General features: G+C 65.7%; 19 protein-coding genes. 13 read left to right on the top strand and 6 right to left on the bottom strand.

Features of this window, described 5'->3' with window-relative positions; all coding sequences use genetic code 11:
• Nucleotides 1-15 precede the first annotated feature (15 nt).
• The 5 genes from AC3WT0_RS15590 (at nucleotide 16) to AC3WT0_RS15570 (ending at nucleotide 5,647) form a co-directional block, all read left to right on the top strand.
• Nucleotides 16-1,161 carry an acyl-CoA dehydrogenase family protein gene (locus AC3WT0_RS15590; protein WP_492754362.1) on the top strand — a complete coding sequence of 382 codons (1,146 nt, stop codon included), beginning with the start codon at nucleotides 16-18 and terminating at the stop codon, nucleotides 1,159-1,161.
• Entirely contained in the window at nucleotides 1,158-2,198 is a 1,041-nt protein-coding gene (locus tag AC3WT0_RS15585) for an enoyl-CoA hydratase/isomerase family protein (protein ID WP_492754361.1), read from the top strand. The genes AC3WT0_RS15590 and AC3WT0_RS15585 overlap by 4 nt, the downstream gene beginning before the upstream one ends.
• Before the next feature lie 32 nt (nucleotides 2,199-2,230).
• The gene (locus AC3WT0_RS15580) at nucleotides 2,231-3,007 is read left to right on the top strand and encodes an enoyl-CoA hydratase (protein ID WP_492754360.1); all 777 of its coding nucleotides are present in this window, start codon (nucleotides 2,231-2,233) and stop codon (nucleotides 3,005-3,007) included.
• 19 nt (nucleotides 3,008-3,026) lie between these two features.
• A complete protein-coding gene (mmsB, locus tag AC3WT0_RS15575) occupies nucleotides 3,027-3,920 on the top strand; it encodes a 3-hydroxyisobutyrate dehydrogenase (RefSeq protein ID WP_492754359.1) in 894 nt (297 codons plus the stop codon).
• A 194-nt stretch (nucleotides 3,921-4,114) separates the two neighbouring features.
• Nucleotides 4,115-5,647 (top strand): aminoacyl--tRNA ligase-related protein, encoded by a 1,533-nt coding sequence (locus AC3WT0_RS15570; protein ID WP_492754358.1) that lies wholly within the window; start codon nucleotides 4,115-4,117, stop codon nucleotides 5,645-5,647.
• On the opposite strand, the gene glpD is transcribed toward AC3WT0_RS15570, so the two are convergent.
• Both glpD and AC3WT0_RS15560 read right to left on the bottom strand, forming a co-directional pair.
• Nucleotides 5,641-7,089 (bottom strand): glycerol-3-phosphate dehydrogenase, encoded by a 1,449-nt coding sequence (gene glpD, locus AC3WT0_RS15565; protein WP_492754357.1) that lies wholly within the window; start codon nucleotides 7,087-7,089, stop codon nucleotides 5,641-5,643. The genes AC3WT0_RS15570 and glpD overlap by 7 nt on opposite strands.
• 52 nt (nucleotides 7,090-7,141) lie before the next feature.
• Entirely contained in the window at nucleotides 7,142-7,516 is a 375-nt protein-coding gene (locus AC3WT0_RS15560) for a DUF1905 domain-containing protein (protein WP_492754356.1), read from the bottom strand.
• A gap of 34 nt (nucleotides 7,517-7,550) precedes the next feature.
• On the opposite strand from AC3WT0_RS15560, the gene rnr reads away from it, so the two are divergent.
• Both rnr and AC3WT0_RS15550 read left to right on the top strand, forming a co-directional pair.
• Complete coding sequence (gene rnr / locus AC3WT0_RS15555; protein WP_492754355.1) at nucleotides 7,551-9,794, top strand: ribonuclease R; 2,244 nt, start codon at nucleotides 7,551-7,553, stop codon at nucleotides 9,792-9,794.
• Nucleotides 9,795-9,867: 73 nt separating this feature from the next.
• Nucleotides 9,868-10,230 (top strand): tetratricopeptide repeat protein, encoded by a 363-nt coding sequence (locus tag AC3WT0_RS15550; RefSeq protein WP_492754354.1) that lies wholly within the window; start codon nucleotides 9,868-9,870, stop codon nucleotides 10,228-10,230.
• On the opposite strand, the gene AC3WT0_RS15545 is transcribed toward AC3WT0_RS15550, so the two are convergent.
• Genes AC3WT0_RS15545 through AC3WT0_RS15530 form a run of 4 tightly spaced genes read right to left on the bottom strand, consistent with a single transcriptional unit; the run spans nucleotide 10,227 to nucleotide 13,019 of the window.
• Nucleotides 10,227-11,081 carry a hydrolase 1, exosortase A system-associated gene (locus AC3WT0_RS15545; RefSeq protein ID WP_492754353.1) on the bottom strand — a complete coding sequence of 285 codons (855 nt, stop codon included), beginning with the start codon at nucleotides 11,079-11,081 and terminating at the stop codon, nucleotides 10,227-10,229. The two genes, AC3WT0_RS15550 and AC3WT0_RS15545, sit on opposite strands and share 4 nt — an antisense overlap.
• Entirely contained in the window at nucleotides 11,030-11,692 is a 663-nt protein-coding gene (locus tag AC3WT0_RS15540; RefSeq protein WP_492754352.1) for a hypothetical protein, read from the bottom strand. The genes AC3WT0_RS15545 and AC3WT0_RS15540 overlap by 52 nt, the downstream gene beginning before the upstream one ends.
• Nucleotides 11,689-11,958 (bottom strand): acyl carrier protein, encoded by a 270-nt coding sequence (locus tag AC3WT0_RS15535; RefSeq protein WP_492754351.1) that lies wholly within the window; start codon nucleotides 11,956-11,958, stop codon nucleotides 11,689-11,691. The genes AC3WT0_RS15540 and AC3WT0_RS15535 overlap by 4 nt, the downstream gene beginning before the upstream one ends.
• A gap of 44 nt (nucleotides 11,959-12,002) precedes the next feature.
• Entirely contained in the window at nucleotides 12,003-13,019 is a 1,017-nt protein-coding gene (locus tag AC3WT0_RS15530) for a GNAT family N-acetyltransferase (protein ID WP_492754350.1), read from the bottom strand.
• A 76-nt stretch (nucleotides 13,020-13,095) separates the two neighbouring features.
• On the opposite strand from AC3WT0_RS15530, the gene AC3WT0_RS15525 reads away from it, so the two are divergent.
• From AC3WT0_RS15525 to AC3WT0_RS15500, 6 genes are all read left to right on the top strand, one after another.
• Complete coding sequence (locus tag AC3WT0_RS15525) at nucleotides 13,096-14,586, top strand: acyl-CoA ligase (AMP-forming), exosortase A system-associated (RefSeq protein WP_492754349.1); 1,491 nt, start codon at nucleotides 13,096-13,098, stop codon at nucleotides 14,584-14,586.
• Nucleotides 14,583-15,809, top strand: a complete 1,227-nt coding sequence (locus AC3WT0_RS15520; protein ID WP_492754348.1) for a pyridoxal-dependent decarboxylase, exosortase A system-associated — start codon at nucleotides 14,583-14,585, stop codon at nucleotides 15,807-15,809. Before AC3WT0_RS15525 ends, AC3WT0_RS15520 begins: the two co-directional genes overlap by 4 nt.
• A gap of 82 nt (nucleotides 15,810-15,891) precedes the next feature.
• The gene (locus tag AC3WT0_RS15515) at nucleotides 15,892-16,539 is read left to right on the top strand and encodes an XrtA/PEP-CTERM system exopolysaccharide export protein (protein ID WP_492754398.1); all 648 of its coding nucleotides are present in this window, start codon (nucleotides 15,892-15,894) and stop codon (nucleotides 16,537-16,539) included.
• 4 nt (nucleotides 16,540-16,543) lie between these two features.
• Nucleotides 16,544-18,103, top strand: coding sequence for an XrtA system polysaccharide chain length determinant (locus AC3WT0_RS15510; protein ID WP_492754347.1), 1,560 nt, complete (start codon nucleotides 16,544-16,546; stop codon nucleotides 18,101-18,103).
• 7 nt (nucleotides 18,104-18,110) lie between these two features.
• The gene (locus AC3WT0_RS15505) at nucleotides 18,111-18,992 is read left to right on the top strand and encodes a P-loop NTPase (RefSeq protein WP_492754346.1); all 882 of its coding nucleotides are present in this window, start codon (nucleotides 18,111-18,113) and stop codon (nucleotides 18,990-18,992) included.
• Nucleotides 18,989-20,593, top strand: a complete 1,605-nt coding sequence (locus tag AC3WT0_RS15500; protein ID WP_492754345.1) for a hypothetical protein — start codon at nucleotides 18,989-18,991, stop codon at nucleotides 20,591-20,593. Before AC3WT0_RS15505 ends, AC3WT0_RS15500 begins: the two co-directional genes overlap by 4 nt.
• The last annotated feature ends 9 nt before the right edge of the window (nucleotides 20,594-20,602 follow it).

Genomic DNA, 20,602 nt, shown 5'->3' with positions numbered 1-20,602 from the left:
AAGCCGGGACAGACAATGACCAACCAGTTCGACCTGACCGACGACCAGCGCGAGATTCAGGAGCTTGCACGCCGCTTCACCGCCGATCGCATCACGCCCTTCGCCGCCGAATGGGATGAGAAACACCATTACCCGGTCGATGTGTGGAAGGCGGCGGGCGAGCTGGGGTTCGGCGCCATCTACGTCGCCGAGGAATCGGGCGGGATCGGGCTGGGCCGGCTGGAAGCGGCGCTGATCATGGAGGCGATGGCCTATGGCTGCCCCGCGACCAGCGCTTATATTTCGATCCACAATATGGCGACCTGGATGATCGATCGTTTCGGCGATCAGGCGATCAAGGATCGCTTCCTTCCCGATCTCGTCAGCATGGAGAAGATCGCCAGCTATTGCCTGACCGAGCCGGGATCGGGCTCGGATGCCGCCGCGCTCAAGACGAGCGCACGCCGCGACGGCGATCATTATGTGCTCAATGGCACCAAGCAGTTCATCTCGGGCGCAGGCTACAACGACATTTACGTCTGCATGGTGCGCACCGGCGAGGAAAAATCGAAGGGCATTTCCTGCCTGGTTATCGAGAAAGATACGCCCGGCCTGTCGTTCGGCGCGCCCGAGAAGAAGCTGGGATGGAACGCGTCGCCGACCGCGCAGGTGATCTTCGAGGATTGCCGCGTGCCGGTAGAGAACCGCGTTGGTGTGGAAGGCGACGGATTCCGCTTCGCGATGGCCGGGCTCGATGGCGGGCGGCTCAATATCGGCGCCTGTTCGCTGGGGGGCGCGCAGCGCTGCCTTGACGAAGCCGTGAAATATACCAAGGAACGTCAGCAATTCGGCCAGCCTGTCGCTGAATTCCAGAATACGCAGTTCACGCTCGCGGACATGGCGACCGATCTGGAGGCGGCGCGAGCGTTGCTTTATCTCGCGGCGGCCAAGGTCAATGCCAACGCGCCCGACAAGTCGCGCTTCTCGGCGATGGCGAAGCGGCTGGCGACCGATAATGGCAGCTCTATCGTGGATCGCGCGCTTCAGCTCCACGGCGGCTACGGCTATCTGCGCGACTATCCGGTCGAGCGCTTCTGGCGCGACCTGCGCGTCCATTCGATCCTCGAGGGCACCAATCAGGTGATGCGGATGATCGTCGGGCGGGAGCTGACGCGCCAATGAGCGATTTGCTGACCGGTATCGAGGGCAAGGCTGGCCGTATCCGGCTCAATCGCCCCAAGGCCATCCACGCGCTCAACCTGTCGATGTGCGAGGCGATGTTGGCGGCGCTGGAAGCGTGGCGGAACGATCCCGCGATCGATCTGCTGATCATCGATCATGCCGAGGGCAGGGGCTTCTGCGCCGGCGGCGACATCCGGATGCTGGCCGAGAGCGGCGCGAAGGACGGTGTGGAGGCACGCGCCTTCTTCCACACCGAATATCGCCTCAACAACCGGCTATTCACATACGCCAAGCCGACGGTCGCCTTCATGGACGGGATCACCATGGGCGGGGGTGTCGGCATATCGCTGCCCTGTCGCTTCCGCGTGGCGACCGAGAATAGCAAGTTCGCCATGCCCGAAACGGGGATCGGCCTTTTCCCCGATGTCGGCGGCGGCTGGTATCTGTCGCGCCTGCCCGGGCGCGTGGGGCAGTTCCTTGCGCTTACCGGTGCGCGGCTTGACGGGGCGGAGTGCCTCTATCTCGGCATTGCGACCCACTATATCCCCGCCGCGTCGCTCGACGAGGTGAAGGCGAAGATCGTCGCCGATCCTTCTGCCGTCGAAGCCATTCTCGAAGCTTTTTCGGAAGAGCCGCCGGCGGCGCGGATCGAGGATAATCTCGACGCCATCGCAGAGCTTTTCGCTTCGGACCGGCTGGAGGACATCTATGCCGCGCTCCGTGCCGACGGTTCGGACTGGGCGGTGAAGGAGCTGGCGACGCTCGACACCAAATCGCCCCAGACGATGAAGGTCGCGCTCCGTCTGCTCGCGGAAGGCGCCGCGATGAAGAGCTTCGCCGACGAGATGGCGCAGGAATATGCGGTGGGCAGCCGCGTCGTGATGCGGCACGACTTCATCGAAGGCGTGCGTGCGGTGATCATCGACAAGGACAATGCGCCCAAATGGAATCCGGCGACGCCCGAAGCTGTCAGCGATACGCTGATCGACGAGATATTCGCGCCGCTGCCTGCCGGGGAAGCATGGACGCCAGCCTGACTGCCCGCGCCTGAACCCAAGGAGATACCGACATGGCGAGTTACGAAACGCTTCTGGTCGAACAGCGCGGCCCGGTCACGCTGATCGCGCTCAACCGTCCGCAGGCGCTCAACGCGCTGAACTCGGTGGTGCTGGGCGAACTGATCGCCGCGCTCGGCGCCTTCGATGCGGACGAGACGCAGGGCTGCGCGGTCATCACCGGCAGCGAAAAGGCGTTTGCCGCCGGTGCGGACATCAAGGAAATGTCCGATCAGGGTTTCGCCGACATGTTCGGCGTCAATTTCTTCGCGGGCTATGATCGCGTCACGGCGACGCGCAAGCCGGTGATCGCGGCGGTGGCGGGCTATGCGCTTGGCGGCGGCTGCGAGCTGGCGATGATGTGCGATTTCATCCTCGCGGCGGATACCGCAAAGTTCGGCCAGCCCGAGATCAAGCTCGGCGTTTCCCCCGGCATGGGCGGGTCGCAGCGGCTGACGCGCGCGGTCGGCAAGGCCAAGGCGATGGAAATGTGCCTGACCGGCCGGATGATGGACGCGGTCGAGGCCGAGCGCGCCGGGCTGGTTTCGCGCATCATCCCCGCTGCCGATCTGGTCGAGGAAGCGGTCAAGACCGCGACGGCGATTGCCGGCATGCCGCCGCTTGCGGTCAAGGCGAACAAGGAAATGGTCAACACGGCGTTCGAGACGACGCTTCAGCAGGGCATCCTTTTCGAGCGCCGGCTGTTCCACGCCTTGTTCTCCACCGCCGATCAGAAGGAAGGCATGGCTGCCTTCATCGAGAAGCGTCCGGGTAACTGGACCGGAAAATAAGCGATTGAGAGGATCTGACATGGCGCGCATCGGCTTCATCGGGCTGGGCAATATGGGCGGCGGCATGGCTGCCAATCTGGCGAAGGGCGGGCATGACGTGCGCGCCTTCGATCTTTCGGCCGAGGCGCTCGATCGCGCGAAGCAGGCGGGTTGCCTGCCGGTCGAAAGCGCGCGCGCGGCGGCCGAGGGCGCTGAGGCGATCGTCACCATGCTTCCCGCCGGCAAGCACGTCGCGCAGGTCTATGCGGAATCCCTCGTCGGCACCGCGACCCCCGGCACCTTGCTGATCGATTGCTCGACGATCGACGTGGCGACCGCGCGCAAGGTTGCCACTGAGGCGGAGGCAAAAGGCTATGCTGCGGTCGATGCCCCTGTTTCTGGCGGTATTGCGGCAGCCAATGGCGGAACGCTGACCTTCATGGTCGGCGGCTCGGCCGAGGCCTTCCGCCGTGCCGAGCCGATCCTCGCGCTGATGGGCAAGGCAGTGATCCATGCCGGCGGCCCCGGTGCAGGGCAGGCGGCGAAGATCGCCAACAACATGCTCCTTGGTGCGACGATGGTCGCGACCTGCGAAGCTTTTCTGCTGGCGCAGAAGCTGGGCCTCGATGCGCAGACCTTCTTCGACATCTCGTCCAGGGCCTCGGGGCAGAGCTGGTCGATGACCAGCTATTGCCCGGTTCCCGGGGTTGGCCCGGAAAGCCCTGCTGATCGCGATTATCATGGTGGTTTCGCGAGCGCGCTGATGCTCAAGGATCTGAAGCTGGCCGTGGAGGCGGCGAGCGGCGCCGACGCGAGCGTGCCCATGGGGGCCAACGCGCTGGCGCTCTATCAGGCTTTCGCCAATGCCGGGCATGGCGGGCTCGATTTCTCAGGCATCATCCGCATGCTGGGGGGCGAGGCGGGCAAGCCATAGCCCGCTTTCGCTCAAACCTGCCCCGTCATTGCGAGCGCAGCGAAGCAATCCAGTCTGAGGCCCGACATTGTTCTGGATTGCTTCGCTGCGCTCGCAATGGCGAACATGCCGAAGCCACGCCGTCACTTTTCGCTTGAACCTTCCCCGCCATTGCCGCTTTGGCGGGCGGCACAGGATTGATTGAGGTTCGAGCATTGAAACACGCGCTTTCCGTCACCCGCGAACAGGATTTCGCCGCCTGGTACCAGGCGGTCATCGCCGAAGCCGACATGGCAGAGGATTCGGGGGTGCGCGGCTGCATGGTCATGCTGCCGTGGGGCTATGGCATCTGGGAACGGATCCAGCGCCTGCTTGACGCGCGCATCCGTAACCTCGGCTATGACAATACCTATTTCCCGCTCTTCATCCCGCTTTCCTATTTCGAGAAGGAAGCCGAGCATGTCGAGGGCTTCGCCAAGGAAATGGCGGTCGTCACGCATCACCGGCTGATCCCCGACGGCAAGGGCGGGCTCGTCCCAGATCCCGCCGCCAAGCTAGAGGAGCCGCTGATCGTCCGCCCGACGAGCGAGACGGTGATCGGCGCGGGCTTCTCGCGCTGGATCCAGTCGTGGCGCGACCTGCCGGTGCAGATCAACCAGTGGGCGAACGTCGTGCGCTGGGAAATGCGTACGCGCATGTTCCTGCGTACCGCCGAATTCCTGTGGCAGGAAGGCCACGCCGCCTACGCGACCGGCGAACAGGCAAGGATCGAAACCGCAAAGGGACTGGAACTCTATCGCAGCTTTGCAGAGGATTGCGTGGCGATGCCCGTGGTCGCAGGCGAAAAGCCGGAGAATGAGCGCTTCCCCGGCGCGGTCGAGACCTGGTCGATCGAGGCGATGATGCAGGACGGCAAGGCGCTGCAGGCGGGCACGTCGCACTATCTCGGCACCCATTTCGCCGAGGCGCAGAATATCCGCTTCCAGAACCAGGAAGGTCAGTTCGAACCGGCGCATACGATCAGCTGGGGCATGTCGACGCGTATGGTCGGCGGACTGATCATGGTGCATGGCGATGATGACGGGCTGCGCGTGCCGCCGCAGGTCGCGCCCTGGCAGGTCGTCATCGTGCCGATGCTGCGCGACAATGACGAGGACGAGGCGCTGATCGCCTATTGCCGCGAGGTGAAGGAAGCGCTCACCGCCCTGCAGGCGTTCGGCGAGCCGATCCGCGCCCTCCTCGACCTGAAGGCGACCAAGGCCGCGACCAAGCGCTGGGGCTGGGTCAAGAAGGGCGCGCCGATCGTCGTCGAAGTGGGCGGGCGCGACATGGCCGGCGGCAACGTCTCGGTCATCCGCCGCGATCGCCTCTATCGCGAGGACGGCAAGCTCGACAGCGCGATCGTCACGCGCAACGCCTTTGTCGATGGCGCGGCGAAAACGCTGGCCGCGATCGAGAAGGCGCTGTTCGCCGAAGCCAAAGCGCGGATGGACGCCAATATCCGCCGCGACGTGATCGACATGGCCGCGCTCGCCGATCATTTCGCCGAGGGCAATCGCTACCCCGGCTGGGTCGAGGTGCAATGGTCCAAGCCGACCGGCGCGGCGCTCGACAAGGTGGTCGAGACGTTGAAGGGCTTGAAGCTGACGCTGCGCAATACTCCGCGCGACGCGGCGGTGGCCGACGGCGCCTGCATCTTTACGGGCGCGCCGGCAGTCGAGCGCGTTCTCGTCGCCCGCGCTTACTGATCGAGCCAGGCCTGGAGGCGCGCTGCCGTCTCCGGGCCGGTTTCCAGCCCGAGGCGAGTGCGCCGCCAGAGAATATCCTCGGCGGTGACTGCCCATTCGCGCGCGACGAGCCATGCGACTTCGCGTTCGGTCAGCCCGCCGCCGAAATCCTCGCCCAGCCCTTCGGCATAGCGCACGTCGCCGATCATCGCTTCCAGCATCGTGCCATAGGCGCGGGCCATGCGCAGCGCGCGCGCGGCCCCCAGGAAAGGCCAGCGCGCCTGCACCTTGGCGACGAAATCGCCGAAATGCGCGATCTCGCCGCCGGGGAAGATGCGCGCGCGTGTGACCGGCGCCACCGATCTACCCAGCGCCGGGCCGATCTTGGCCAGCGCATCCTCGCCCAGCTGACGCGCGGTGGTGATCTTGCCGCCGAATATGCCGAGCAGCGGCGCGGCGCTCTCCTCGAGCTCGAGCACGTAGTCGCGCGTCACCTGCCGCGCCTCGCTCGCGCCGTCGTCATAGAGCGACCGGACGCCGGAATAGCTTGAGACGATATCGGCATGGCTCGCCTGCCGGGTGAAGTGGCTGTTCACGGACTGCAGCAGATAATCGATCTCGGTCTCGTCGATCACCGCATCCTGCGGCCGCTCGACCGGGATGTCGGTGGTGCCGATCAGCGTGAAATGTTCGCGATAGGGAATGGCGAAGACGATACGTCGGTCGGGCTGCTGGAGGATATAGGCCTGGTCGCCCTCGAACAGCTTGTGCGTGATGATATGACTGCCCTTGATCAGCCGCGCGCCGGCACTGGCATGCGCGCCGAGCAGCCTGTTGACCTCGGGCACCCATGGCCCCGTGGCGTTGACGATCATCCGCGCCTGGACGGTACGGCCGTCGCTCAACGTTGCGCGCCACCCCTGGGGGCCGCGCTCGGCGGCGGTGACGGCGGTGCGCGTCACGATCTCCGCGCCATTGTCCGCTGCGTCGCGCGCATTGAGGATGACGAGGCGCGAATCGTCGACCCACGCGTCCGAATAGACGAAGCCCTTGCCGCGCCCTTTGAGCGGCGCCCGGTAGAGCGTGTCGTTTGCCCGCAGTCCGCGCGACTTCGCCAGCGACATGCGGCCGCCGAGATGATCGTAGAGGAACAGCCCGGCGCGGACCATCAGCCAGGGACGCAGTGTATTCTCGTGCGGCAATATGAAGGTGAGGGGATGGATCAGGTGCGGCGCGGCTTTCAACAGCCGCTCACGCTCGATCAGCGCTTCGCGCACCAGCTTGAAGTCATAATATTCAAGGTAGCGCAGACCGCCATGGATCAGCTTGGTCGACGAGGACGAGGTGGCCGAAGCCAGATCATCCTTCTCGACGAGCAGCACTGACAGGCCATTGAGCACGGCTTCGCGCGCGATGGCGGCGCCGTTGATCCCGCCGCCGATGATCAGAAGGTCGTAGGTCACGCGCCTTGGCTAGAGGCAATTGGCGCGCGGCGCCAGTCCGCTGACATCGCTGTCACATTTTTCGCGCCCGAACGCGCATTACAACATGGAGCATATCCCCAAGTGCGACGTCGACTGCGCGGCGAACCTTGTCCTTCAGCGGTAGAAGATAGCCGCCGTCGCGCGGGAAAAGCGAAGTGGTGAAGCTGACATCGCCAATCTCCACCTCGACCGGCACCACACCCCATCCGTAGCTCGCGTCCCGCGCCGCATCGCGGACCTGTCCGACATGCTCGTCCGGCACGATCGCGAAAAAGAAGGGCGAAGGCCCGCGCCAGTGGATGACGAGGGAATCGAACGCGATTTCGAAAAGCGGCTCCAAGTCCATCCAATCCCGCAAGGACCGATCCTCCGAACTTACGCGACATTGGATCACGCCAACAACCATGGCGCGATCCGCCGCCAGCCCCTAGACTCCGCCGATGAGAAAACCGAAACCCGCCGGCCTGCCTTCGCGCGAGCAGATCATCCGTTTCATCACTGAGTCCGATACCCCGGCGGGCAAGCGCGAGATCGCGCGCGCCTTCGGGCTGCACGGGGCGGAGAAGATCGCGCTCAAGGCGCTGTTGAAGGATATGGCTGACGAAGGGCTGATCGACAGCGCACCGGGGCGCTCGTTCCACAAAATGGGCGGCATCCCAAAGGTCACAGTGCTGCGGGTTACCGATGTCGACGAGGATGGCCAGGCCTGGGCGGTGCCCGAGCGCTGGGAAGCCGAAGGCCCCGAGCCGCGCCTGCGCGTGAAGGAGAAGTCGCGCAAGGGCGCGCTCGGCCCCGGCGATCGCATCCTTGCGCGTACCGAGGAAGCGGGACGCGGCTGGATCGCCCACCCGATGAAGAAGCTGGTGCGCGGCAGCGAGCTGATGCTCGGCGTGCTGCGCGAAGAGGGGGGCAAGCTCTGGCTGCAGGGCGTCGAGAAGAAGGAGCGGCGGGATTTTCCGGTCTCCGATGCGGGCGAGGCGAAAGCTGGCGATCTCGTGCTTGCAGAGAAGACGGGGCGGCCGCCGCGGATCACCGCGCGCGTCACCGAGCGTTTAGGCGACCCCTTCGAGCCGCGCAGCTTCTCGCTGATTGCCATCCACAAGCTCGGCATCCCCGATGTCTTCCCGGAGGCCGCGATCGATGAGGCGAAGAAAGTCGCGCGCCAGTCGCTGGGCGCCATCGCGACGACGGAGCATGCCGATAGCGACGAGCGCGAGGATCTGCGCCATTTGCCCATCGTCGCGATCGATCCCGCAGATGCCCGCGACCATGACGATGCGGTCTGGGCCGAGCCGCTGGAGGATGGGGACTGGCATGCCATTGTGGTCATCGCCGACGTCAGCTTCTACGTCCGCCCCGGGTCGGCGCTTGATCGCGAGGCGCGCAAGCGGGGGAACAGCGTCTATTTTCCCGATCGTGTCGTGCCGATGCTCCCCGAGGAATTGAGCGCCGATATCTGTTCGCTGAAGCAAGGCGTGGAGCGCGCGGCGCTTGCCTGCCACCTGACCATTTCCGACAAGGGCAAGGTGACGGCCTGGCGCTTCACGCGCGCGGTCGTCCGGCTTGCGGCCAATATCGCCTATGAGGATGCGCAGGCCGCGATCGACGGCGCGCCCAGCCCCGTGCCCGCAGAACTGGTCGAGGCCGCGCTGCGCCCACTCTGGGGATGCTGGCAGGCCTTGTCGAAGGCGCGCGCCGATCGCGCGCCGCTCGATCTCGACCTGCCCGAACGGCGGATCATGCTTGATGAGAAAGGGCGTATCCTTTCTGTCGCGCCGCGCGAGCGCCTCGATGCGCACAAGCTGATCGAGGATTATATGATCGCGGCGAATGTCGCGGCCGCGAAGGCGCTCGAGGCGAAGAAGGCACCGGTCATGTACCGCGATCACGAGCCGCCGGCGCGCGAGAAGCTGGTGGCGCTCAAGGATTATCTCGAAACCTTCGGCGTCGAATTCGCACTGGGCCAGGTCATTCGTCCTGCAACGTTCAACCGCGTGATCGAGCGGGTAGGGGAGGCCGATTTCCGTCCACAGGTGATGGAGCAGATCCTGCGCACCCAGACGCAGGCCTATTATGCCCCTGCGAACACCGGCCATTTCGGGTTGGCGCTGGGCAGCTACGCGCATTTCACCAGCCCGATCCGCCGCTATGCCGATCTGCTCGTCCACCGCGCGCTCGTCGGTGCCTATCGTCTGGGCGCGGGTGCGCTCACATCAGACGAGGCGACATCGATGGAGAAGGTCGGCGAATCGATCAGCCAGCTCGAGCGCCGCGCCATGGAGGCGGAGCGCGACACGATCGATCGTTATGTCGCCGCCTATCTGGCGGGCAAGGTTGGAGAGATCGTCGATACGCGGATCACCGGGGTCCAGCCTTTCGGCTTTTTCGCGACGGTCGAGGGGCTGGGCGGCGACGGGCTCGTGCCGGCATCGACGCTCGGCCAGGAATATTTCCGGTATGACGAAGCGACCCACAGCCTGACCGGCGAAGACAGCGAGACACATTTCACGCTTGGCCAGCGCCTGAAGCTTCGGCTTGCGCAGGCCGATCCTGTAAGCGGCGCGCTTCGCTTCGAACTGCCCGAAGGCGGCGGAAATCCGGGGTTCCGGCGTAACGGGCCGCGCGTCATCAAGCGGCGTGGCCGTCCGGCCAATGTGCGCGCGAAAGGCGTGCGGCGCAAATGATCTGAAAGCGTTTGCAGTAATGTAACACTCGTGTCACACAATCATCATCTCTATGCAAAGAAGGAGAGAGATGATGATCAAGACCGTTCTCGCCCTTGTCGGTGCCGCGTCCGTCGTCGCGACGGGCGCGGCTGCGCAAACCGCCCCCAGCCAGGCGCAGACCTATGGCTTCAATGCGATCGCGCGCGGCGACCTGAACGCCGCCGAAGCGCGCCTGATCGCCCAGCGCGCCGAAGAGCCCAATGAGCCGTCGGTGCTGCTCAATCTGGCCTATATCTACGGCCGTACGGGCCGGGCTGACGAAGCCACGGCACTCTACAACCAGATTCTCGCCAGCGACGACGTGCTGATGATCTCCGGCAAGGGGGAACAGGTCTGGTCGCACGCTCTGGCGCGCAAGGCGATGAGCCGCACAACGGGCATAGCCTCTCGTTAATCGATGGGCGGGCTTTCCCACGCGGAAAGCTCGCCGATCGCTTCCAGAATGATCGCGAACAGGCGGTCTTCGTCGCCATGCCCGGCAAAGCCGTGCGAGGCCGTCGGGATCGTCGCGACGTCGATCCGCGCCCGGGCGGCAGCGAAGAGCGGCTTTCGCCACTGGTCAGCGAAGGCCATCGCCGTCATGTCGCGCTCGGCAAGGATGATGCGTGCCGGTGGGGTGTCGGCGAGCGCGGCGGCAAGCTGCATAGCCAATGGCTGCGGTGGGGCAGGGCGCGCGGCGCGGGACAGGCCCCGCGCGAGCTTGCCGAGATCGATCCCCCCACGCCGAAAGGCCCGCCAAGCCGCCGGGTCGCGTAGCCGCCGCGCATAATGTCGTCGGATCGCGCCGGGCGGCGGCAATGCACTATCACTTTCGACAGCCCAAGGATTGGTCAGGATGAGAGCGTCGAGCCGCGCTTCGTCGTGGAAGAGCGCAAGCGCGGTCGCCGCATCGCAATTGCCGAGGCCGATCAGGCGCGTGACATGCGGGCAAGCGGCGCGGAAAGCGGCCGCTGCGGCGGCGATGTCTGCGGCGCTGGCGGTATAGCCGTCATTCTCGCCGCAGCTGTCGCCCACGCCGCGACGGTCGAAACGAAAAGTCGGGATGCGGCGAAGCGCGAGATGTGCGGCCAGTCTTGCCATCCCGCCATGCGCGCCAACGCGAATCTCGTTGCCCCCCGAAACGATGAGCAGTCCCGTCTCTCCCGGCGCCGTGTCCAGCGTTGCGACGCAGCTCTCATCTTCACATAAAAAATTTAAAATATGCCGCAAGATACTGTCCAATCGATTATATCCTGCGCGATCCACGTGGTAAGATCGGTATCGTCACCCGGCTCCGAGCGCCGCCAGAGCGGTGCGAAGTCGATATGCGCATGGGCGGGTGCCGAATCGTCTACGCCGCGGACGGTCCGTACCTTGTCCGATTCCAACGCTATGGCCGCCATCAGTTCGGCATGAAGATTGCGGCTCAATCGATGCCCGGCGCGGAGCAGATAGGGGACATCGACGCCATCCACGCCACCACCGACGAGCTGTGCCCGATCAAGATCGCGTATCAGCGTCGCGCCGGCGACCGGGGATAGTCGCCAATGCGGCAGATCGCCGGCTGCATCGTCGATCAGCGCGCCGCCCCGAAAGGCGATGGTGAAATTGGGCGCGGGCGGGATCGCGATCGCCGCCCGCCAATCGTCTAATCGCACATCGGCAAGATCGCTCAGGCTCTCGCCCAGCCCGGCGAGCACCGGGAGGCGCGTGCCGATCCCGTTCGCGGCGAGCGTGCGCATGACCTGCGCGATTACCCGCCGCATACGATTATGCTCGTCGAATAGCGGCGGTATGACAATTGCCTGGACGCGGCGGTCGAGGCCGAATGACAGTTCCAGATCGCCGAACCCATCCGGTCCGGCGAAGCGCGTCACGCGAGCACTTTGCGGGTGACGAAGGCGACCAGCGCGCCGAAGCTCTCGAGCATTTCGCCGTCCACCTCATCATCCTCAATGATGATGCCCAGCCGGTCCTCGATTTCCGTAAGCAGCCCCGCGACAGCCATCGAGTCGAGTTCTGGCATCGCGCCGAACAGCGGCGTTGCGGGTTCCAGCGCGTCGGCGCGCGCGTCGGACAGCGCCAGCACGTCGCGCAATGCGCCGCGCACTCCAGCCTCGATCCGTTCACGCTCGTCAGTCACTCATACTCTCCGTCATTTCCACGCGCCGGTTAGTCGACGTGGCGTCAGCGGACAAGGGCGGAAAGCCAGGCCTTCGCCGCGCGCGGCCAAGCGGCGGGACGGGCAAGGTTGAACAGTTCGACGCGCTGAAGGGCGCGTTTCTCCTCCATCCAGTCGGCCTTGTAGGCGTCGTCGCCCGTGCCGAAGTCGATAGTCTGCACACCGTCCCCATCGATCGCGCGCTCGAACATCGCGGCGCTCAGCACGGTACCTGGCGAATGTTCGCGCGCGTCCTCGACATGGGCGAGCTTGTGAATGATGGCGACGCCGTTCTCGACGGTCCACAGCTGCGCGGCCACGGGCCGTTCGCCGAGCCGGGCGATGCCGATCCTCAACGTGCCTGCAGCACCTTCCTCCTCGGCGAACTCGCGCAGGAAGGCGGGCGATCCCTCAGCGGGCTTCCAGCTTTCCCCATAGACCTGCTCATAGGATTGCCACGCTGCGGGATCGAAATGGTCGAAAATCTCGATGCTGAAGTCGTCGCGCTTGCGCTCGACGGTCGCGCGAAGCTGGCCGGGGCGGGCGCCCCAATATTCGCTGAAGATCCGTCCGTTCACATCCAGCCGCCAATTGGCCGTCGCCGGGCGGACGATGCTGAGCCAGCCCCCGCGCCGGAAAGCGCGGGCGAGCGCCTGCGCTTCCTCTTCCGGAACGGGACTCAGCGAGACGCTGGCAATGCCGAGCGCAGGCGCGCGCAGGCGTCGCGCGATCGCGCGGAGCAGCCGGCGCTTGAGCAGCGCATCGGGCGTCGCGGAATAAACCGGCGAGAAGGCCAGCGTGTACCAGCTCGAGAGCGGCACCAGACGGTCGCGTCGCTCACGCGCAAGAAACAGCCAGGCGTCCGCGCCGTCGGAGCGCGCGCGGATCATCAGTGGTGCTATTCCCGGCGGGATCAGTTTCCATGTGCGGCTAAACCAGCCGAGCCGATCGAAGGGCACTGGCTGGCCGTTACGATCCAGCGTGCCGCGCGCCACCCTGGTGACGGCGTCGAGATCGTCGAAACATTCCCCCTTGACCAACAAGGCGCTATCGCTCCTCCCGACTGTTGGACGTTAAGCAGAGGATGAGGCGCGGGTGCAAGCCCCGGATCCCACAACAATGCCCGAACCGGCACCGATCGATCGCATTGCGCTGTCGGGCGCCCCCGACGCACCGGCGCTGGCGATGCGCGATCTGGTGCTCGACTATGCCGGGCTTGAAGATCGCGTCGCGCGGCTTGCGGCGTGGTTGCGCGGGCAGGGGATAGCACCCGGGGACCGCGTGGCCGGCTGGCTGCCCAAGAGCATGGAGGCCTGCCTGATGCCGTTGGCCGCGCCGCGCGCCGGGGCGATTCATGTCCCGATCAATCCGCTGCTCAAGCGCGCGCAGGTCGCGCATATTCTTTCCGATAGCGGCGCGAAGCTGCTGCTGACCGGCGGCGGCCGGGCCGGAACGCTCGAACCGGATGATGTGCCGGCAGATTGCGCGCTGGCGATCGATACGGAGATCGCGTTGCCGCCGGAAGGCCTGCCGCCATCCGACGCCGATCCTTCGACGCTTGCCGCGATCCTCTATACTTCGGGGTCGACCGGCCTGCCCAAGGGCGTGATGCTTAGTCACGCCAATCTCTGGCTCGGCGCGATCTCGGTCGCGACCTATCTGAAACTGTTGTCTGCCGATCGTGTGCTGTGCGTCCTGCCGCTCAGCTTCGACTATGGCCAGAACCAGCTGTTTTCCACCTGGGCGGCGGGTGGTTGCGCCGTCCCGCTGGACTATCTGGCGCCGCGCGACGTCGTCCGCGCGGTCGAGCGCGAAGCGATCACGACGCTTGCGGGCGTGCCTCCGCTCTGGCTCCAGCTTGTCGAGGCCGAATGGCCGGCGGAGACTGCGGCGAGACTGAAGAGATTGACCAATTCGGGCGGCGCTCTCACCCCGCCGCTGGTCCGCTCGCTGCGCGCGACTTTCCCGGCGGCCGACATCTATGCGATGTACGGTCTGACCGAGGCATTTCGGTCGACCTATCTCGACCCCGCCTTGATCGACACTCATCCCGATTCTGTGGGGGACGCGATTCCCTTTGCCGAAGTGATGATCGTGCGAGCCGACGGCAGCCTTGCCGATCCGGATGAGTCGGGCGAACTGGTCCATGCAGGGCCATTGGTGGCGCAGGGTTATTGGCGTGATCCCGAACGTACCGCGCTCCGTTTCCGTTCGGCGCCATCCGTATCGCATTATGGTGGGGTGGCGGTCTGGTCGGGCGATACCGCGCTACGCGGCGCGGACGGGCTGATCCGTTTCGTCGGTCGCGATGACGAGATGATCAAATCGTCGGGCAACCGCATCAGCCCCGCCGAGATCGAGGGCGCGGCGGTAGCGAGCGGGGCGACGGGGGAGGCTGTCGCGATCGGCGTCAAGGACGACCGGCTGGGGCAGGCGGTGCTTCTCGTCGCTCGGGGAGACGGTAGCGCCGAGGATGCCCTGAAAAGCTGGCTGAAGCGCGAGTTGCCGGCCTATATGCAGCCGCGCGAGATCGTCTGGCGCGCCGAATTGCCGCGCAATCCCAATGGCAAGCTCGATCGGGCGGGGCTGAGGAAGGAACTGGCGTCATGAAGCCAATGGGGCCGATCCCGCCCGATTTTCGGGGCCAGCACGGCGTTCTCGCGATCGGCGGGCAAAGCGTTGCGGCATTGGCAGACGCAGCCGGCGATACGCCCTTCTTCGTCTATGACCTTGGGGTTGTCCGCGCGCATGTCGCGCGATTGCGCGCGGCCCTGCCAGCATCGGTCTCGATCCATTATGCCATCAAGGCAAACCCCTTCGCGCCGCTGGTGGCGGCGATGGCAGGAATGGTCGACGGGCTCGACGTCGCATCGGAAGGCGAGTTGGCGCTCGCGCTTGCATCGGGCGGGCACGAGATTTCCTTTGCCGGCCCGGGGAAGCGCGACCGCGAGCTTGTGGCGGCGATCCGCGCGGGCGCGACGCTCAACCTCGAATCCGAAGGCGAGGCCGATCGTGCGCTGGCGGTCGCCGATCAGCTCGGGCTGCGGCCGCGACTTGCCGTCCGCGTGAACCCGGATTTCGACCTGCGCGGCTCGGGAATGCGGATGGGCGGTGGCGCCAAGCCCTTCGGCGTTGATGCCGAGCGCGTGCCCGCTTTGGTCAAAAATCTGATCGCTGCCGGTGCGGACTGGCGCGGTTTCCACATTTTCGCTGGATCGCAGGCGCTGGATCCGCAGGCGATCATCGAGGCGCAGGCCGCGACCGTGGCGCTTGCGGCAGAGCTGGCCGAAGCCGCAGGCATGTCGCCGCCGCTGGTCAATCTCGGCGGCGGTTTCGGCGTGCCCTATTTCGCGGGCGACGAAGCGCTGGATGTCGAAACGATCGGCAGCGCGCTTGCCGAAACGCTTGATGCGCGACGGACGATCCTGGCGGACAGCCGGTTCGCGATCGAGCTCGGTCGCTGGCTGGTCGCCGAAAGCGGCGTCTATGTGACGCGCGTCGTCGATCGCAAGCTGAGCCATGGCGAGGTCTTCCTCGTGGTCGACGGCGGTCTGCATCACCAACTCGCCGCCAGCGGCAATTTCGGTACGGTCGTCCGCCGCAACTATCCTGCTGCAATCGCCACGCGTTTCGGAGAGCCTGCGGTCGAGGAGGCAAGCATCGTCGGCTGCCTCTGCACCCCGCTCGACCGGCTGGCCGACAAGGTCGCACTCCCGCGTGCAGGGGTAGGCGATCTGGTCGCGATCTTCATGGCCGGGGCCTATGGTGCCAGCGCCAGTCCGGCGGCTTTCCTTGGCCATACGCCTGCAGCCGAACTGCTCGTCGAGGGCTGACTAACGCTATCTTCACTCTTCCGGCGCATAGCGCATCCTGAACCCGCGCGCCTCAAATCCGTGCGGGAACAGGGTGATGACGATGCGTTTCCGTGTGCCTCTTCCTTCCGTTCCGGTCGCTATCGCGCTGCTGCCTTTTGCGGCTTCGGCGCTGGCCGAGACCAAGGACGCGCCCAGGCTGCCCACCGCGAATTTCGTCGCGGTCGAGGACAAGCCTTCGGAAACCTATGTCATCGGTCCGCTCGACACGCTGACCGTCTTCGTGTGGCGCAACCCGGAACTGGGCGGCAAGGTTCAGGTTCGCCCCGACGGCCGGATCACCACGCCGCTGATCGAAGATATGCAGGCCGTGGGCAAGACGCCCAAGCAGCTCTCCGACGACCTGACCGAGGCACTCTCAAAATATATCACCGCCCCGCGCGTTTCGGTGATCGTCGAGAATTTCTCGGGCACCTTCTCGCAGCAGGTCCGTATCGTCGGCGCGACAGACAAGCCCGCCGCCATTCCCTATCGCGCGAACATGACGCTGCTCGACGCGATGATCGCGGTCGGCGGCCTCTCCGAATACGCCGCCGGCAACCGGGCGCGGCTGATCCGTTACGATCGTGCGTCGGGCAGGCAGACCGAATTTCGCCTGAAGATCACCAGTCTGCTCCGCAAGGGCGACATCAAGGCCAATGTCGGGCTGGAGCCGGGCGACGTCATCATCATTCCCGAAAGCCTGTTCTGAGCCGATGGGCGCGCTCTACGACGAACTGCTGATCGCGCTCCATCTGGTGTGGCGCCGGCGCTGGATCGCGCTTGGCGTGGCGTGGGCCATCTGCCTTGCGGGCTGGCTGGTCGTCGCGCTCATCCCCAATCGCTATGAGAGCCGCGCGCGCCTCTCGATCCAGGCGCAATCGCTGCTCGGCGGCAGCGTCGGGATCGATGATGCCCGTCGCCAGCGCGATCTCGACCAGATCCGCCAGACGCTCGTCTCGACGGTCAATCTGCAGAAAGTCGTCAAGTCGACCGATCTCAACCTGACGGTCGCCAGCGACCGCGATATGGCGTCGCGCGTCGAAAGCCTGCGTCAGGCGATCAGCATCGTCGCGCAACAGGATAATCTGGTCGAGATCAGCGCGCGCTGGGGCGGTCCGGGGCTCTCCGACGCCGCCAATGCAAAGCTGGCGCGCGCCATCGTCCAGCGCCTCGCCGATCTTTTCATCGAGCAAAATCTGGCCGACGGGCGGGAAGAGAGTAGCCGGACGCTTGCTTTCCTCGACGCCCAGCTCGCCGAACGCTCGAAGCAGCTGAGCGAGGCGGAGGCCAAGCGCGCCACGTTCGAGGCGCAGTATCTCGGCTCGCTTCCCGGCACTGGTTCGGTCACCGACCGGCTCGACGCCGCGCGCGCCGAAATGTCGCGCATCGATTCCGATCTCGCGGCGACGGGCAGCGCGCTTGCCGCCGTCAACGCGCAGATGGCAGGCACTGCGCCGACGGTGGCCGGGGCAGGGGGCGCCGTCGCGCCGGCCACGGCCGGCCCTGCGCGTGCGCGTGTCGCTTCGCTCGAAGGGCAGATCGCCGATGGCCGGTCGAGGGGCTGGACCGATCAGCATCCTGATATGGTTGCGCTGAACGCGCAGCTTGCGCAGGCGCGCGCCGCTGCGGGCGGCGAACATCTTGTCGCGGCGCCGGCTGGCAACGGTGCGGCAAGCGCCAATCCGCTCTATCTTTCGCTGCGTTCGATGCAGGCCGACCGGCAGGCTGCAGTCGCCGCGCTGTCGGCACGCAAGACGCAGATCCGGCATGACATCGACCAGTATCTTGCGCGCACCTCCGCCGATCCGGCGGTCGCGGCCGAGGCGGGGCGCGTCAGCCAGGACTATGCCGTGCTAAAGGATCAATATGACAAGCTGCTCGCAGAGCGCGAACAGGCGGCGCTGCGCGGCCAGGCCGAAACCAAGGCCAGCCCGGTCCGCATCGCGCTGATCGACCCCCCCAGCGCCCCGCGCCTGCCAGCAGCGCCCAATCGCCCGATGCTGCTGACAGCGGTGCTGCTGCTCGGTATCGCGGGCGGCGTTGGCGTGGCTTACGCGCTCGGACGCATCAGGACGACCTATCCCACGGCCCGTCGCCTCGAACGGGCGAGTGGAATGAGCGTGATCGGCGCGATCGGCGAAGCTTCGACGGAAGCTGTCCGTGCCCTGAAGGCGAAGCAGCTGCGCTGGCTGGTGGGAGGAGGCGCCGCGCTTGCGGGCGCCTGGGCGTTGCTGCTCCTCGTCGAGCTCGTCCAGCGCGGCATGGTGGCGTGAGGCGGCGATGACCGAGCACGGCCCCATCCGCCCCGGATCGCTGATCGAGCGCGCCGCCGAGATATACGATTTTGCGCGCTTTCAGCGTCCTGCGACGCCAGCACCGCAACCGGAATCCGAACCGGCGGCGGTCGAACCGTCCGAACCGGAACTGCCTGCAGTCGCCGCGCCGCAGGGTATCCAAGCCATCGATCGCGATCTCCTCCGTGCCGCCGGCTTCATCGTCCCCGGCGAGCCGGTCAGCCCGATCGCCGAGGAGTTTCGCATCGCCAAGCGCCAGTTGCTGCTTGGCGGCATGGCGTCGGCCAGGGATCGGGTGATCCTGATCGGCTCGGCGCGCGCCGGCGAGGGCAAAAGCTTCTGCGCGGTCAATCTCGCCCTTTCGCTGGCCTCCGAACGCGATCTGGACGTGCTGCTGGTCGACGGTGACGTGGCCAAGCCCTCGATCCTTTCGATGCTCGGCGTCGTGGACGGCCCCGGCCTGATCGACGCGCTCGCTGACCCGGCGATCGCGATCGACGATTGCATCATCGAGACGGATGTTGCCGGCCTGTCGCTGCTTCCCGCCGGTCGCCCGACCCACAACGATACCGAACTGCTCGCCTCGGAGCACACGGCATCGTTTTTCGCGACGCTCGTCGAAAATAATCCGCGCCGGGTCGTAATCCTTGATTCGCCTCCGCTGCTCGACGCGTCGCCCGCTTCGGCGCTTGCGCTGCATGCCGGGCAGGCGCTGCTCATCGTCCGTGCCGATGTGACGAGTGAGGCCGATCTGCGTGCTGCCGTTGCGATGCTCGATCCGTGCGTGGAGGTGAAGCTGCTGCTCAATGGCGTCAGCCGCATGGTCTCCGGCCAGCGCTTCGGCGACTATTATGGCAACCGGCCGTGATCGTACGGCTGCTCCGCGCCGCGGCGCCGCTGCTTGCGGTACTGGGCCTCGCAGGCGCAGCCCAGGCACGCCCGAACGCGCAGATCACGCCTTATATCGAGGTCGATCAGGTCGTTCTCGCCGATCTCAAGGGGGCGAGCGACGTCCTGACCTATACCACGCTTGCGGCCGGCGTTGACGCCAGCATCGCCGGCCGCAATGCCGAGGGGCAGGTCAGCTATCGCTATGAACATCGTTTCGGCTGGGGCCGCCGCGCGGGTGACGAAGATGTTCATTACGGCCTCGCGCGGGGCCGACTGACCGTCGCCGATGGGTTGAGCCTTGAGGTGGGCGGCATCGCCACGCGCGCGCGCAGCGATATCCGCGGGGCCGCGCCCGGCTATGGCGATCTCGACGTCGACAATGTTTCCAACGTCTATGCGCTCTATGCCGGGCCGACGCTCATCACGCGCACGGGCGATCTCGACATCGCAGCCGTTTATCGGCTGGGCTATACCAAGGTTGATCCCGCTGACATTGCGCTGCCGGCGGGCCAGCCACGGCTCGATCAATATGATCATTCGCTTAGCCATTATGCGACCGCAAGCGTGGGGATGCCTGCCCGCATATTTCCGCTGTTCGGCTGGAGACTCTCTGGGCTGTGGCAGCGCGAGACGGCCGGCCAGCTCGATCAACGTTTCGACGACAAGGCGGTAAAGCTCGATCTTACGCGCCCGCTCGGTCGCACGCTCGCGCTCGTTGGTTCGGTTGGATACGAAAAGATCGAGATCAGCCAACGCCCGCCGTTGCGCGATGCCAACGGCACGCCGATGATCGATGCGAAGGGGCGCTTCGTCACCGACAAAAGCGCACCGCGCCAACTGGCATATGAAACCGATGGTCTGATCTGGGATGCCGGCCTGTCCTGGCGCCCCAGCCAGCGGACCATGGCCGAGTTTCGCGTTGGTCGTCGTTATGGATCAACGATTTATACCGGTTCTCTTACGCACGAAATTAAACAGGGTATCGCGATGCAGATCACTGCCTATGACGGCCTGCAGAGTTTCGGCCGGCAATTGACCGATGGACTGGTCGGCCTGCCTACGCAATTCGCGACTTTCAGCAATCCGCTCGCCCGGACCATGGGCGGATGCGTCTACGGTACGAGCGCCGCGGGCAATTGCCTCGACGACGCCTTCCAGTCGATCGCGACCACCCAATATCGCGCACGCGGCGTCACGGCGTTGCTGTCGATCAATCGCGGGCCGTGGAGCGGGGGTGTCGGCGTCGGTTATGCGCGGCGGAAATATATCGCGCCTGAGGACAGTCTTTTCTTTTCGCTCGATGGCGTGGTCGATCAGAGCTGGTTCGGGCAGGCCCAGATCGGTCGCCGGCTGAGCGAGCGATCGAGCGTTGAAGCGAGCCTTTACGCCAATCGCTACGAAAGCGGCATCGCCTTCGCGCCCGCCGTGACCTCGACGGGAACGACGGTCAGCTATTATCGCCTCATCGGCCGCCGGCTGAGCGCCACAGCCTCGATCGGGCTCTTCACTTCCGATCAGGACGGCTTCGCCAGTGATGTGGTAGCATCCGGGCTGCTTGGCCTGCGGTATAGTTTCTAGGGGGTTAGT

It is taken from the genome of Sphingomonas sp. EU05-FHT14C10, from assembly GCF_058790595.1.
The sequence above is the reverse complement of the archived record's forward strand: the minus strand, read 5'-3'. Positions and strand labels throughout refer to the sequence as shown.